Raw genomic sequence first — 13,121 nt, 5'->3', positions numbered from 1 at the left:
CTGCTTTTCCCAGGTTGGCAATGGCTGTCAAACTCACTGCGAAAATAGCCGAACCGTACACCAGACCCGCCAGGTGTCCGGAACCGCTATTTTAAGCTGATTATCAGATTTTCATTGGGCAACCGAAGAAACTGCAGATGACGGCGCAGCGGGTATCCTGATACGGAACCAGATGGCGTACATCGCCGGTAAAAACACCAACGTCATGATAGTGCCGCCAAACGTACCGCCGATCAGCGTGTATGCCAACGTGCCCCAGAAAACCGAATGCGTTAGCGGAATAAACGCCAGAATGGCCGCCAGTGCGGTCAATAATACCGGCCTGGCACGCTGCACTGTCGCCTCGACAATCGCATTAAACGGATCGAAACCTTCCCGCTCATTCTGATGGATTTGACCTATCAAAATCAGCGTATTGCGCATCAGAATACCTGACAGTGCGATCAGTCCGACCAGCGCATTAATGCCGAATGGCTGCTGGAACAGCAGCAGCATCGGAACCACGCCGATCAGCCCTAGCGGCGCCGTCAAAAACACCATAATCATTGCCGAAATTGAACGGACCTGCAGAATGATGATCAGCAGCGTTAGGGCGATCATAATCGGGAACAGTGGAAGCATCGCTTTTGTCGCCTTAGCCGATTCCTCAATCGAGCCAGCCTGCTCGATGCGATATCCCGGCGGCAGCGATGCCATTAGTGGCTGAAGCTCCTGAAGGAGTGCCGATGACACATCCGGGGGCTGCAGTCCGTCGGCGATATCTCCACGCACCGTGATCGTCGGCGTTCTGTCACGCCGGCGCAGCAGCGGCTCTTCCATGCGTATCTCGGTTTCACCAAGCTGCGAGAGGGGAATGCGCTGACCATCGGCGCCAGCGAGCGTCAGTGCATCGATGCGTGCAGGATCGAGGCGCACGTCTCCTGCTGCGCGCCCCGTCACTTCCACAGAGCGGATATCCTCGCGGATTGCCGTGATAGGCGCACCGCTCAGCAGGAATTGCAGCTGCCGAGCTGCCGTGGCAGGCGTCAGCCCCATCGACTGCAACCGATCCTGATCCAACCTGAAGTGCATCACCGGCACGCGTGAGCCCCAATCGGTGTTGACGGTGCGCATCATTGGGCTGGCCTGCATCAACGCTTTTACCTGCGCCGCCAGCTCACGCAGCTTGTCAGGATCCGGGCCCATCACCCGGTAAGCCACCGGATAAGGCGAGTAAGGGCCGAAAACCAGCTGGGTCACGCGCACCTGCGCCTCCGGCGCCAGCCCATCTGCCGCCGCTTTACGCAGCCGCAGCTTCAGCGCTTCGCGTTCCTGCTCCCCATTGGTCAGCACCACTATTTTCGCAAAAGAGGGATCCGGTAGCTCCGGGGCCATCGCCAGGTAGAAGCGCGGCGCACCTTGCCCGATATACGCGGTTACCGTACTGGTTTCAGGTTGCTTGCGCAGCCACTGCTCAATCCGCGCGGTGGTCAGGCTGGTCTGCTGAATAGCGGTGCCGTAGGGCATCTGCACTTCAACCAGCACCTCAGGACGATCGGAGGTGGGGAAAAACTGCTTTTTCACCACTCCCATGCTGAGGATAGCGACGGCAAAACAGCCCACCACCGCGCCAGCCACCCACCACTTATGCGTGATGACCGTTGCCAGTAAGCGTCTGAAGCGATTGTAGTGGCGGGTGTTGTAGATTGCCGCGTGGCCACCGGCTACCGGCTTGATATCAGGCAACATTTTTACGCCGAGATAAGGGGTAAATACCACCGCCACCACCCATGAGGCAATCAGGGCAATCCCCACGATCCAGAACATGTTGCTGGTATATTCCCCCGCCGTTGACTGCGCGAAGCCGTTGGGCATGAAGCCAATCGCCGTGACCAGCGTACCTGCCAGCATGGGTGCCGCCGTATGGCTCCAGGCATAGGCCGACGCCTTAACGCGGTCGTAGCCCTCTTCCATTTTTACCACCATCATCTCTATCGCGATGATGGCGTCATCAACCAGTAAGCCCAGCGCGAGAATAAGTGAACCCAGCGTGATGCGGTCAAAGTTTTTCCCGGTAGCGGCCATGACCACGAACACCACGGCAAGCGTCAGCGGCACTGCGGCAGCGACCACAATACCCACGCGCCAGCCCATGCTGATAAAGCACACCACCATCACCACCAGCAAAGCTACGAAAAACTTAATCATGAACTCATCGACAGCCGAACTGATGTTTACCGCCTGATCGGAAACCCGGCTGAGCGTCATGCCCAGCGGCATGCCGTCATTGATGTTACCAACCTCTTTTTCCAGTGCCTTACCCAGCTCAAGGCCGTTCCACCCTTCCCTCATTACGACGCTCAACATCAACGCCGGCTCGCCATCATTACGGATAAGGAAATCTGGCGGGTCAACATAACCGCGCTCGATCTTCGCGACATCCGCAAGCCGCAGCGTATGGTTAGCCGCAACGACCGGCGTATTACGAATTTTTTCCAGCGTATCCAGCGCGCCATCAAGGCGAATAAACACCTCGGGGCCGCGCGTCTGAACAGAACCGGCGGGCGACAGGGCATTCTGCCCGTTCAGCGCGTTGAAAATCTGCTCTGGCGCTATGCCCAGCGTGGCGAGGCGATCGCTGGAGAAGGAGACATAAATGCGCTCGGCCTGCTCCCCGGTGATGGTCACTTTTTTTACGCCCGGCACGTGCAGCAACTGCTGGCGGAGTTTTTCGGCATCGCGAGTCAAAAAGCGCTGCGGTTCACCTTTGGCTTTCAGGGCATAGAGGGCAAAAACTACGTCCGAGAATTCATCGTTAACCATCGGCCCGATTACACCAGGCGGCAGGTTGCGCGCCTCATCGCTGAGCTTTTTCCGCGCCTGGTAAAACTGCTCCTGCACCTCCGCGGGCGGCGTGCTGTCCTGCAGCGAGACCATGGTGTAAGCCATGCCGGGGCGGGTGTACGTCTCGCTGCGATCGTACCACTTCAGCTCCTGCAGGCGTTTCTCCAGCGGTTCGGCAACCTGATCCTGCATCTCCTGCGCGGTGGCACCCGGCCAGGCGGTGATCACCGTGAGCTGCTTGACGGTGAACGGCGGATCTTCAGCTCGCCCCAGTCCGAGAAAAGCGATCACACCTGCTACCGTAACGAGGAGGATGAGGAATAACGTGACTGACCGTTCACGCACCGCTAAGGCCGACAAATTAAAGCGATGCTGGCTCATGGCGTGACGCCTTCTGGCTCTGGCGCTCCGCTGCGGACCGCTTCACCCTCATGAAGCAGATGCGCGCCTAGCGCTGCCACCTGCTCCCCGCCATGAAGCGGACCCGACACGCGTGCGCTGTCATCGCTGATACCGAGTAGCGTGACTGCGCGCCAGGTCACTTTTGCGGGTTTACCTGTCACCACCCAGACGCCTGGACCGCTCCCGGCATCCCATAAGGCACCGAGCGGAATCGACCAGGACTCTCCGGCACCGGCAGATTCAGGAATACGTAACGTGACCGTTGAACCCAGCGGCGCACTGGCAGCGGCACCGCTCAGCACGTAGCGTGCTTCATAGGTACGGGTTGCAGCATCAGCCGCGTCCGACAGCTCGCGCAACCTGGCCTCGTACACGATCTGGCTGCCATAGACCACGGCCGTCGCTGTCGATCCGACCTGCGGCCGCAGTGTCTCAGGCAGACTGACCATCGCCTCACGCTGCCCGGCTCGCGCAAGGCGCACCACGGTTTGACCGGCGCTGACCACCTGACCGGGATCGGCCAAGGTATCGACTACCACGCCATCTGCGTCAGCGCTCAGTACGGCATATTGCGAGGCGTTGAGCGCCACGCGTGCCTGCGCCTGCGCAGCGCTCAGATCGGCGCGCGCTGCCTCTGCTGCAGCGCGGATCTGACTGTAAGAGGAGGCAGAAACCGCACCGGTGCCGACCAGTCCGCGATAGCGATTCTCATCATCGCCGGCCTGTCGTGCCCGTGCCTGCGCGGCGTTTACCACTCCTTCCGCTGCGCGTACCTGCAAAGCCAGATCGGCCGGGTCGAGTTTCATCAGGAGCTGACCGCGCCTGACGCTTTGGCCCTTATCAACCAGACGTTCGAGGACTTTGCCCGATACGCGAAATCCAAGATCGCTCTGGACGCGCGCCGCAACCGTGCCGGTAAAAACCCGCGCGTTTTCTGCGGCAGGCTGCACCGCTGCCGTCCTGATCAGAGGCGGTTGAGTACGCGGATCGTCAGCGGACGATGCCGGTTCGCCGCAGCCGGTCACAAGGCAGGCGACTGAGAAAAACAGGAGATGCCGGAGCATGGGTTACCTTACTCAAGGAAAGTGTGAGCACCCATTCTCTGACTAGTGACCAATTATGTCAATGGTCACTAATTACGGTGCCAAACTTCTTAGCACTAATGCCGCCAATTGGATTGCATCTTCCTCGGCAGTATCAAGGGATGTCTGGAGCTGAAGAGGATCGGCCAGCGGTTTGAGCACCAGATAAACCGCGGCAGCCGTTTCATCCAGCGCCGTTTTACGCTCAAACTCTCCCGCAGCGCGTCCTTCACGCAGGATGGCCAATACGGTTGCGCGCAGCGAAGCTTCATATTGGACGGCAGCGGCCCAGTGCTCGCGCGAGGACGCTGCGGCGATGTCATACAGTCGACGCTCGCGGAAGAACAGCTCACTGCCTGCCACCGCAAGTGTTTTAAACAGTTGCCTTATTTTTTCCGTAGCTGACGGCGAACTATCCAGTGCGCCGTTTAGGCGTGCGGTAATCTCTGTGAGGCAATTGACACAGATGACTTCGCCAATTTCCTGTTTAGAGCCGAAGAATTTATAGATATAGGCTTTAGAGAATCCGATGGATCGTGCGAGATCGGACACGGTGGTTTTTTCAAAACCGTAGTGGCTAAAGTATTCCATTGCGGCAGCGACAATCTGGTCGCGAATGGTGTGATCGGAAGGACCCCGCGTGGCGGCGGGATTTTTTTGCTCTGTCATTTTTTAAACCTGCTCATTGAGCGAAGAGTGACGATTTGTGACCATTGGCTATTTTGGTCACATTTACCGGTCGCTTCAAGACCTCATTTACACCGGCTACCAACGTGGAACAGCAAACCACGCTACCAGCCACTCCGTTAACGCACTGATCTTTGCTGATTGTAACTGGCTGGAAGGCTTCATCAACCAGACGCCGTTTTCGCCAATCGCCGTCTATTCCGGCAGGGCAAGTGGTGATTGATTCGAATGTATGAATGCGGAGAATTAAGACCGCCCGTATGTCATATTGGGTGGCTTAATGCTGCTGCCCACACCGTGCCCCTCGGCAACGAGTCGACTGGTAATGGCGAGGTAGTGCGGATTTTGCTCTGAGGATTGCGACATGACCCCCTTTCATCAACTTACTGCCACCAGTCTGCGAGGCCAGCCCATCTCGATGGCCGAGTACACTGGCAAACTGGTTCTGGTGGTTAATACCGCCAGCCATTGTGGATTTACGCCTCAATACGCTGGCCTTGAAACGCTCTATAAAAAGTACGCCGCTCAGGGGTTGGTGGTGCTTGGGTTTCCCTGCAACCAGTTTGGTAAACAGGAACCCGGCGGTGCCGACGACATCGCGCAGACCTGTCACATCAACTACGGTGTGAGCTTTCCCATGTTCGAGAAAGTGGCAGTCAACGGCACCGCAACGCACCCAGTGTTTCGATATCTGAAAGAGGAATTGCCCGGCGTGCTGGGTGGACGGATCAAGTGGAACTTCACTAAGTTCCTGATCGGACGCGACGGCAAACCGCTTAAGCGCTTTGCACCCTTCACCACCCCGGAAAAAATGGAAAGCGTAATCCTCGCCGCACTTGAAGTCTAACGGTTATTGTTATTTGAACCGTCCGCTTTATGCCAGGAGCGGACGATGTAAACGAACTAATATGTTAGATTTGAGTGCCGTACCCAGTCACAATTAGCGATATAGAACCATGATCGAGACGATGCGAATCGCAGCGATTAGTGATGCAGAGTCCGTTACGGCACTGACAAGAATGGCTTACGCTAAATGGATACCTGTAATTGGCCGAGAACCTCTTCCGATGAAGGCAGATTACGCCGCGTTCATCAAAGAGAATAGAGTTGATCTTTTTTTCTGTGGCGTAGATCTGGCCGCGCTCATCTAAACAATAACGGTTCCGCCTCTCCAATCCACCCTATTCTGATGGCTGGCATAGTCATCACAAATACTCCCAAGCATTATGGTAAATCCCGTGTTGTGCTGTGCTCAGACAGTTGTACCTCGCAAATTCTTCAGCAAACATCTCTAAAGCACAAATAAGGATCGAGCCAAATGAACATAATCAAAATCGACCATATCCACGTCTACGTTGACGATATCGAGAAAGCAGAACACTGGTATCAAGAAATCCTTGGCTTCACCCGTGACAACTCCCTGTACTTCTGGTTTGAGCAAGGAGGGCCGCTCGTCATCAGGAATAATAGTGCATCACTTTCCCTCTTCCTGAGAAAATCTCAATACCCAGGCCACACCATGGCTTTTGCCGTGGAGGTGTCAGCGTTTCTTGAACTCATACCTATCCTCAAGTCCAAAAAAATCGCCTACACCGTCCGTGATCACGATGTATCCATGTCCCTTTACTTCAACGATCTCAGCGGCAACATGATTGAAATAACGTCCTGGGAATATACACAGGCAAAACAGATATTGGAAAACGCGGTATAACGATCCGTCAGTCAGGAACGGGTAACGCTATAATCAATAACGGACAAACATGTTGAAAGGAATCAAAAATTGAAATTTCACTACTCGCTTCATCGCCTTAGCTTGGCAAAGCAGTGGCAAAAAGACAGTTTCAGAATCGCGTTTTTCATACTCACCGGCCTGTTCTTCTCAGCCGTTATTAAATGGCTATTACCCCAATTAACTCATGGTAATATCACCGGTGGCTTTACCGGTATGCTATGCGGGCTTGCAGCAAGTTTTTGGTTTACCAATATTTCGTGGCTTAAGTTTAAGACACCCATTTGCTTAAGCGATCTGGATTTCATTCTGAAGAAATACAATTACCAACGAAATGAGCAAGGTTATTATGATCTTCAGATAGCGAAATACAGAAGATTCAAATCCCAGCGCATTTATATAAGTAACGATGGCAATGACATCACGCTAGAAGGCCCCTACAACACCCTAAAAAGAATCATCAATCAACTCAATAAATAGCGGGGAATTTTGAGGCGAGTGAGAAGATGACTGGCGCAAATACCTATCCAGTCATTGTCAGTCTTAACTGTGTACCACCATATTAAACCCTTCATCCGCATGCGGTGCGACGAAGTAGCTGCTGATCACCTCGAACTGCGCATCGGTTGCCGGGCAATCCAGCACCACTGACACCCCGCACTGTAGCAGCAATATCAGGTGTGGCGTCATCGCGTTGCATAACTTGCCTGCACAACGTACGTAGTCTGCGACATCCTCCATCTCTCCGGCGAACAGATGCGCCAGCGTTGATTTTCCGGCAGCGATTTTGCCGCACAGCAGATGTAAAACAGGACGAGATGTGGACACAGACGCAGAGCACAAAGAAAAACTGCCGGGAAACGGAGTGAAAGTGTCGCTTTTCAGAAGTGCCGGCAGGCATTTTTTCATGAATAATCAGCATGTCTTGAAGGTTTACCAAATACCAACCATCGCAATCGTCGCCCCATACATAATGCTCTGCATTTTCTTTTGAAATCATCATCAGTCTCTTGTTTACATGCACCCATCTATTAAGAAGTTAAGAAAGTAATACCGAGAAATGCTATCGATTCGTAACAGATTAAGCTTCTAATTAAATAAAGATATGAACTGCATTGTCCAACATATTTAGTAGTCATGTATGTATTGGGATAAAAGATTTTGTCGGGACAATGATGTCAGCTTTTCGCTCATATCGGACATCCGCCTAACGTCAATCATTTATGCCATAAACTGCTGTAGGCGATCTCACAAGGCTGCAGCGACCTACTCGCAGCCGTTATTTTGTTTAATTACACGCGGATGAAGGGGTAAAAGTGGTGGTGTACAGTTAAATTTTCTTTCCCTCACGCCTATTCCTCAACCTCGCCTTTTGCTAGCCTATGTGGCTGGACTGCTTCCAGCCGCATTAGCGTTGCCGGTTAAGGAGTTTTCATGTCGCCTTTCAACAAACACCGCCCCTTCATTTCCCTTTCTCGTCGTCAGCGTCGTAAAAAAGTCATCAAGCTTAAAAACCGTATCTATCGTGAACGTCAGCGTTGTGGCGGGATGTTCTATGATGATTGCGATATCCGACACTACCAAGATAACCCCGACCATATTTGGGCATGGAGTGATATCTATTTTGTCGGCCACGATCCCGCCGACCTCTGGAATGCTGAAATCATCACGGCTAAGTTGGCGTTTCAGGATGCGGTACACGATCGTGCATTCAATGAAACCTGGGCGATGCTTAGTGCGCAGGAACAAGAAGAAGAGACGCGATATGAGACAACACCCAATGTGAATAGCAAAGGCAAAATCGTTAGCCACACCCTTGTGCATCGCGAAAAACAGGCCCATGCGATTTTTGGCGGACTGACATTTTGGCAGTTTGTTGAGAAGCGTGAGCAGGAAATTGCGCAAGATGAACCGCCGGCTGTGCGTTGTGGTTATCAGTATCTGCCGGGATTCGCATATGGGCATGGGCTCCGGATGATTGTTGACGCTGAGACGCTGAGTGTGCCGGTTATTGAGGCGGCGATTGGGGATTTTTTGAAGAGGGTGAGTGGCGTGCCCAGGCGACAGCGATTTATATGTGGGAGGATTTAGGATTTCACAATCTCTTTCTAAATTCATATCACGCTGAAAAAATAGAATTTATCATTTTCAAACCATAGTCATCAATAAGGCCATCCATGAATAGCACAGTGTACGATGCTTTCCGCTGCCTGAACTTACTCGCGACAGCGACTCGTCCGCATGGAATTCGTGAAATGGGACGGGAGCTTGGACTGGATTCAGCCAAGGTTACGCGATTAATACAGACTTTACTGACGCTGGATATGGTACAGCGCGATGCCAACCGCAAATACAGTTTGGGTATCGGTATCCACCGCTTATCGGCTCACGCGATTCACAATTCGGCTTTTTACAATGCAGTAATGGACTTACTGGAAGAGAGCGGGAATCACGCCATCTCCATCGTGATCGGAGTGCTAAGTGGAAATAAGGTGGTCTATTTGATTCATACCCGTGGCGGAAAAAGTATTGCGCGTGCCATAGGCAATTATGAGTCCTATCCGGTCCATGATTCGGTAATCGGTATAAAACTTCTATCAGCGATGAGCGACGAAGAGATTATTAGCCAGATTGGTATCCACGATTATCAACTGCTGAGAAGTGATATTGACGAGTCGCGCCGGCATCAGGTGTTTGCCAAAGATTTTGGAGAGGGCGATTACCGCCTGGCATGTAATATCCCTGGCATGCAGGCAGCGATCGCGCTATCGAATATCAGCAGTGAAAAAATGGATATTGAAAGCTTACGTTTGTATCTGACGTCGGCAGCGAAAAAAATCAGCGGAGAATCACTGCCGATGCTGCAGCAATAATTCGCAACGAGCCGCTGTCTCAGACACGCGCTGGCCCGTTTTATACAGCGCGGAACCGAGCCCCACACTGTCGTAATAACGCAGGAACTCAGTTGCATTCTCTACCCCTACCCCACCCACGGCTGAAAAGCTGACGGGCTGAGAGAGCGGACCTTTCACCAGTTGAGGGTAATTTGTTGGCAGTGCACAGGCCGGAAAAACTTTCATCACATCTGCTCCCAGATCGATCGCCGTGAATATTTCACTCGGCGAATACACCCCCGCGTACACTAAAAGTCTATGCAGCTTGGCCTGCGCAATCACAGCCGGATTCAGATTAGGAGTCAGAATAAAATCCGCAGCGGCGGCAAAACTGCGCTGCACCTGATCTTCTGTAGTGACCGTTCCAACACCGAGCTGGATATCATTTCCAAAGCGCTGGCGGACTTGTCGCAGACTGATTTCCCAGTTGGGTGAATTGGTCGTGATTTCTATACGATAAATGCCATGCTCAACCAAACAGGCAATATGCGGCACTGCGTCTTCGGGCGTAATCCCGCGGAGGATTGCGATGATTTGATGATTATCCGCCATAGCTAAACACCCCATTCAACCCGGCAATGATTGTGTCTTCGGCGGCTAAAAGTTCATAACGACGGTGCAAAACCTCACATGCCATCTGGTAACGTGGCAATAGTATTTCACTACCAATAAAGCACACCGTTTTATCGTCGCCGGGATGCCCGCATTCAACTTCGTATCCTATGAGCAATCCAGAAAGCCAGGAAGCGGCCTCTTCCTGTGCCAGTGCACCAAGAATGTAACGGCCCCGGCAGCGAAACAGTTCCGTCACAAGTTCAACTTTTTCATGCACCACTGATAGCGCCGTTTCGACTCCCGCCTGAAAAGCGGCAGGTGAGTCAACCTGCTCCGGCAAGCCCTTACCCACCACGGAGTGATTGAGTAACAAATGATAAAGCTCGCCGGTCATCAAGGTCTGCATCCCTGTGACCTGCTGCTGCGAGCGCTCAACCTTCAGCCATTTACTGTGGGTGCCGACGGCGGCGAATGTGGCGGCATCAGAAAGCGTTAGCGCACCCGCCAGCTGCATCTCTTCACCCCGGCAGATCTCATTGACTCGTTTATCGCAAATGCCGGGACGTAAGGTCAGCGGATTTGGCAAGATATCCGGCAGTTCCATGCCTTTACCCAGTAGTTGCGAAAAACTCAGTGGCATATCGAGGTAACCGGCGTCAGCAATACCGATATTGCTGCCAATCATGCCGCAGAGCAGCACGGGTATTTGTTCATCGTAAGCATCTTCCAGCCGATGCAGCTGCTGCTTTAAAAGCTCAGGCAACGCTGAGCGCTGGCACTTGCCGACGCCGCAGCTGTCTTGCACAGATCTGATCACTACGCCATCGCGCACGCTGAGGGCGCGAAAGTTGCTGGTGCCCCAATCCACCGCGATATAGTTCATGGACGTCCTCCCAACACGGCGAGAGGTAGATAATCCGTGATCTCTTTCAATTCCCGACGCGTGGCGTCATCCAGACTTTTCGCCGGCTCACGTACATAGTCACTGGCAAATATCCCTGCCTGGTGCAGCACTGTTTTATGTATGGCTACCCCAATCCCCGGTTGCACTCCATAGCGCAGGAAAGGTAGATAGCGATAAAACAGCGCCTGCGCTTCCTGACGATCTTGCTGCCATGCCGCCAGGATGGCATTAATCACGTCCGGGAATTCGCAAGCAGGCATGGTGCCCGTTACACCCCGGCATAACTCCTCAAACAGGAAACCTGCGTTCAAGCCACCAAACAGGCCTACGCTATCTCCAAGCGCCTGTTTTAACGCAGTGATTTTCAACGTCGTCGGCGGTTGTTCCACTTTGATATACCTGATGGCAGGAAAGTCCTGACACAAACGCACCAGCGTTGATACGGGAATATTAACGCCCGTCATCAGAGGCGCGTCCTGGATCATGATATCGATTTCGCAGGCCTGGCATATGTCTCGCCAGAAGTGATAGATCTCCTCCGGACCGGGCTTAACCACCGAAGGCGGATTGACCATTGCCACCTGAGCTCCCCAGCGATGCACCCGGTTGATCTCTTCAATAGCAACCGCGGATGAAGCACCGCCAGCTGCAGCCACCAGCGGTAAATCCCCCACCAGCCTTTTGACGCAAAAGAACAGAGTCTGTTTTTCATCCTGCGTTAAGGCGTAGCCTTCGGAAGCATTGCCAAACAATGCCAGGCCATCAATGCCTTGTTGCAGCAGAAATTTCACCAAACGTTCAATGGAGGCCAAATCCAGCTGGCCCTGCTCATCAAAAGCCGTGGCGAGAATCGGAACGTTACCTTTTAACATGCAGCCTCCATCACCACGTCGCGCACGCGATCTTCATCGATTTCAATGCCTAACCCTGAGCCCTGCGGCAGATGATACTCACCGCGTGCGCAAATCAGTGGCTGCTTAACCAGTTGATTAGCGATGGCAAAAACGGGCGGCTGATATTCGAGCATAAACAGGTTGGGTATGGCGGCGGCAACATGGATCGACGCGGCGATGCAGGGACCTAAACCTACGCTTAAATGCGGTGCTACGCGTAAATTCCATGTCTCGGCCAGCGACGCGATATGCATCAGCTCGCTAATGCCGGTTCTGCCGACATCGGGCTGCAGGATATCTGCAGCGCGCTGTTCAATCACCGCTTTGAATTGATAACGCGTACGCTCGGTTTCACCTAACGCAATGCTGACCGCGCTTTTGCCACGTAATTCGCGATGGCCGGCGATATCTTCTGGCAGCAGTGGTGCTTCAAGAAAGCCAACGCCCAGCGCGTGCAGTTGCGCTGCTAAATCGGTAGCCTCTGCCACGCTGTAATTCCAGTGCGCATCAATGAAGACTTGCGCCTCATCGCCGAGCGTTTCACGAATGGCGCGAATATTTTTAATGTCTTCGCGCACGCCGTAACCCAGGGCTAACTTAACGGCATTAAAGCCCTTCTCCTGCCACTGCCGGGCGAGGCGGCAGCGGCTTTCAATGTCGGGCTCAGGTAAACCCGAGACATAGCAAGGAATCACATCGCGGAAAGCACCGCCGAGTAGTTGATGGACCGGAAGACCCAGAATTTTGCCCTTGAGATCCCACAATGCGATATCCACACCAGCAATAGCGTCGATATGATAACCACCGGTATGTCCACGATCGCGCATCGAGTCATACATCCTTGAGTTGAGCACGCCGCTAGAGAATGGCGATTCCCCGATCAACAATGGCGCAAAAAGTTGCTTAATCAGTTCCGCGATCACCTGAGGCACCACCGGCGCAAGGGCTTCTCCCCATCCTACATGCCCTTCGCTACTGGTAATTTTCACCAGGCAGGTTTCCATCTTGCGTGAGTAGACGCAGCGGTATTCTGGACGATAGTAATAATCCGGGCCGGTTCCGTCCGACTTACCGCCGAGGTAGGCATGTTCCGGGGTGATTTTGAGTGGGAAACACTCCACTTTCGTTATGTGCATAAAGGCTCCAGTTTCC

The 13,121-nt window shown here is 53.3% G+C and carries 14 protein-coding genes and 1 pseudogene; 6 read left to right on the top strand and 9 right to left on the bottom strand.

Going from position 1 to position 13,121, the window contains the following annotated elements; translation table 11 throughout:
- Window positions 1–111 precede the first annotated feature (111 nt).
- The 3 genes from AC790_RS22070 to AC790_RS22060 form a co-directional block, all read right to left on the bottom strand.
- Window positions 112–3,204, bottom strand: a complete 3,093-nt coding sequence (locus AC790_RS22070) for an efflux RND transporter permease subunit (protein WP_049853216.1) — start codon at window positions 3,202–3,204, stop codon at window positions 112–114.
- Complete coding sequence (locus tag AC790_RS22065) at window positions 3,201–4,289, bottom strand: efflux RND transporter periplasmic adaptor subunit (RefSeq protein WP_049853215.1); 1,089 nt, start codon at window positions 4,287–4,289, stop codon at window positions 3,201–3,203. The genes AC790_RS22070 and AC790_RS22065 overlap by 4 nt, the downstream gene beginning before the upstream one ends.
- Before the next feature lie 72 nt (window positions 4,290–4,361).
- The gene (locus AC790_RS22060) at window positions 4,362–4,976 is read right to left on the bottom strand and encodes a TetR/AcrR family transcriptional regulator (RefSeq protein WP_049853214.1); all 615 of its coding nucleotides are present in this window, start codon (window positions 4,974–4,976) and stop codon (window positions 4,362–4,364) included.
- 37 nt (window positions 4,977–5,013) lie between these two features.
- Here AC790_RS22060 and AC790_RS24915 point away from each other — a divergent pair, with 37 nt between their 5' ends.
- The 4 genes from AC790_RS24915 (at window position 5,014) to AC790_RS22040 (ending at window position 7,203) form a co-directional block, all read left to right on the top strand.
- Window positions 5,014–5,217 (top strand): hypothetical protein, encoded by a 204-nt coding sequence (locus AC790_RS24915; protein WP_161804885.1) that lies wholly within the window; start codon window positions 5,014–5,016, stop codon window positions 5,215–5,217.
- 141 nt (window positions 5,218–5,358) lie between these two features.
- Window positions 5,359–5,841 carry a glutathione peroxidase gene (locus tag AC790_RS22055; protein ID WP_049853213.1) on the top strand — a complete coding sequence of 161 codons (483 nt, stop codon included), beginning with the start codon at window positions 5,359–5,361 and terminating at the stop codon, window positions 5,839–5,841.
- Between the two features lie 471 nt (window positions 5,842–6,312).
- Entirely contained in the window at window positions 6,313–6,705 is a 393-nt protein-coding gene (locus AC790_RS22045; protein WP_049853212.1) for a VOC family protein, read from the top strand.
- Window positions 6,706–6,774: 69 nt separating this feature from the next.
- A complete protein-coding gene (locus AC790_RS22040) occupies window positions 6,775–7,203 on the top strand; it encodes a hypothetical protein (protein WP_049853211.1) in 429 nt (142 codons plus the stop codon).
- A gap of 63 nt (window positions 7,204–7,266) precedes the next feature.
- On the opposite strand, the gene AC790_RS22035 is transcribed toward AC790_RS22040, so the two are convergent.
- Window positions 7,267–7,551 carry a zeta toxin family protein gene (locus AC790_RS22035; RefSeq protein ID WP_369817643.1) on the bottom strand — a complete coding sequence of 95 codons (285 nt, stop codon included), beginning with the start codon at window positions 7,549–7,551 and terminating at the stop codon, window positions 7,267–7,269.
- Between the two features lie 7 nt (window positions 7,552–7,558).
- Window positions 7,559–7,723: pseudogene (locus AC790_RS25220) on the bottom strand (cupin domain-containing protein); the annotation flags it as partial.
- Window positions 7,724–8,157: 434 nt separating this feature from the next.
- Between AC790_RS25220 and AC790_RS22030 the strand changes: the two are divergent.
- On the top strand, window positions 8,158–8,814 hold the full coding sequence (locus AC790_RS22030; RefSeq protein ID WP_049853210.1) for a surface lipoprotein assembly modifier: 657 nt from the start codon (window positions 8,158–8,160) through the stop codon (window positions 8,812–8,814).
- A 98-nt stretch (window positions 8,815–8,912) separates the two neighbouring features.
- Window positions 8,913–9,596: a helix-turn-helix domain-containing protein gene (locus AC790_RS22025; protein ID WP_235440762.1), complete on the top strand. Its 684-nt coding sequence runs from the start codon at window positions 8,913–8,915 to the stop codon at window positions 9,594–9,596.
- On the opposite strand, the gene AC790_RS22020 is transcribed toward AC790_RS22025, so the two are convergent.
- From AC790_RS22020 to AC790_RS22005, 4 genes are read right to left on the bottom strand one after another with little or no spacing between them, the layout of a single operon-like run.
- Entirely contained in the window at window positions 9,573–10,169 is a 597-nt protein-coding gene (locus AC790_RS22020) for a bifunctional 4-hydroxy-2-oxoglutarate aldolase/2-dehydro-3-deoxy-phosphogluconate aldolase (RefSeq protein WP_049853209.1), read from the bottom strand. The genes AC790_RS22025 and AC790_RS22020 overlap by 24 nt on opposite strands.
- Complete coding sequence (locus AC790_RS22015; protein ID WP_049853208.1) at window positions 10,159–11,055, bottom strand: 2-dehydro-3-deoxygalactonokinase; 897 nt, start codon at window positions 11,053–11,055, stop codon at window positions 10,159–10,161. The genes AC790_RS22020 and AC790_RS22015 overlap by 11 nt, the downstream gene beginning before the upstream one ends.
- The gene (locus AC790_RS22010) at window positions 11,052–11,948 is read right to left on the bottom strand and encodes a dihydrodipicolinate synthase family protein (RefSeq protein ID WP_049853207.1); all 897 of its coding nucleotides are present in this window, start codon (window positions 11,946–11,948) and stop codon (window positions 11,052–11,054) included. The genes AC790_RS22015 and AC790_RS22010 overlap by 4 nt, the downstream gene beginning before the upstream one ends.
- Complete coding sequence (locus AC790_RS22005; protein WP_049853206.1) at window positions 11,942–13,105, bottom strand: mandelate racemase/muconate lactonizing enzyme family protein; 1,164 nt, start codon at window positions 13,103–13,105, stop codon at window positions 11,942–11,944. The genes AC790_RS22010 and AC790_RS22005 overlap by 7 nt, the downstream gene beginning before the upstream one ends.
- Window positions 13,106–13,121: the final 16 nt, after the last annotated feature.

The organism is Pantoea sp. RIT-PI-b, from assembly GCF_001187905.1.
GTDB classification, from domain to species: domain Bacteria; phylum Pseudomonadota; class Gammaproteobacteria; order Enterobacterales; family Enterobacteriaceae; genus Pantoea; species Pantoea nemavictus.
This window is presented reverse-complemented; position numbering and strand designations above follow the sequence as displayed.

What these genes read in the sequence shown, in the direction of transcription:
- AC790_RS22055 (WP_049853213.1), top strand. Translation starts at nt 5,359, where the DNA reads ATGACCCCCTTTCATCAACTTACTGCCACCAGTCTGCGAGGCCAGCCC.
- AC790_RS22060 (WP_049853214.1), bottom strand. Translation starts at nt 4,976, where the DNA reads ATGACAGAGCAAAAAAATCCCGCCGCCACGCGGGGTCCTTCCGATCAC.
- AC790_RS22065 (WP_049853215.1), bottom strand. Translation starts at nt 4,289, where the DNA reads ATGCTCCGGCATCTCCTGTTTTTCTCAGTCGCCTGCCTTGTGACCGGC.
- AC790_RS22020 (WP_049853209.1), bottom strand. Translation starts at nt 10,169, where the DNA reads ATGGCGGATAATCATCAAATCATCGCAATCCTCCGCGGGATTACGCCC.
- AC790_RS22070 (WP_049853216.1), bottom strand. Translation starts at nt 3,204, where the DNA reads ATGAGCCAGCATCGCTTTAATTTGTCGGCCTTAGCGGTGCGTGAACGG.
- AC790_RS22045 (WP_049853212.1), top strand. Translation starts at nt 6,313, where the DNA reads ATGAACATAATCAAAATCGACCATATCCACGTCTACGTTGACGATATC.
- AC790_RS22015 (WP_049853208.1), bottom strand. Translation starts at nt 11,055, where the DNA reads ATGAACTATATCGCGGTGGATTGGGGCACCAGCAACTTTCGCGCCCTC.
- AC790_RS22005 (WP_049853206.1), bottom strand. Translation starts at nt 13,105, where the DNA reads ATGCACATAACGAAAGTGGAGTGTTTCCCACTCAAAATCACCCCGGAA.
- AC790_RS22010 (WP_049853207.1), bottom strand. Translation starts at nt 11,948, where the DNA reads ATGTTAAAAGGTAACGTTCCGATTCTCGCCACGGCTTTTGATGAGCAG.
- AC790_RS22030 (WP_049853210.1), top strand. Translation starts at nt 8,158, where the DNA reads ATGTCGCCTTTCAACAAACACCGCCCCTTCATTTCCCTTTCTCGTCGT.